1 rRNA gene (running past one end of the window) is annotated in these 554 nt (G+C 48.2%); it reads left to right on the top strand.

The features are described 5' to 3' along the window. Positions 1–554: ribosomal RNA gene (locus tag ACF1X7_RS10075) — 23S ribosomal RNA — on the top strand; its annotated part runs 750 nt beyond the window's last position; the annotation flags it as partial.

Here is a 554-nt window from a genome sequence, read left to right as displayed (position 1 = left end):
GAGTATATAGATGTAGACCCGAAACCAAGTGACCTACCCATGTCCAGGTTGAAGGTGTGGTAAAACACACTGGAGGACCGAACCCACGTCAGTTGAAAATGGCGGGGATGAGGTGTGGGTAGCGGTGAAATTCCAATCGAACTTGGAGATAGCTGGTTCTCTCCGAAATAGCTTTAGGGCTAGCCTCGGAATATTGGATCATGGAGGTAGAGCACTGTTTGGACTAGGGGCCCGTCATGGGTTACTGAATTCAGATAAACTCCGAATACCATTGATTTAGTTCCGGGAGTCAGACTGCGAGTGATAAGATCCGTAGTCGAAAGGGAAACAGCCCAGATCACCAGTTAAGGTCCCAAAATTTATGTTAAGTGGAAAAGGATGTGGCGGTGCACAGACAACTAGGATGTTGGCTCAGAAGCAGCCACCATTTAAAGAGTGCGTAATAGCTCACTAGTCGAGTGCCGCTGCGCCGAAAATGTACCGGGGCTAAACATAATACCGAAACTGTGGGTGGAGTCAAAGCCATAATACAAATCGGGGCCATGTAAAAGCCG

It is taken from the genome of Latilactobacillus sp. VITA-14 (assembly GCF_046580785.1).
Lineage (GTDB): Bacteria > Bacillota > Bacilli > Lactobacillales > Lactobacillaceae > Latilactobacillus > Latilactobacillus curvatus.
The sequence above is the reverse complement of the archived record's forward strand: the minus strand, read 5'-3'. Positions and strand labels throughout refer to the sequence as shown.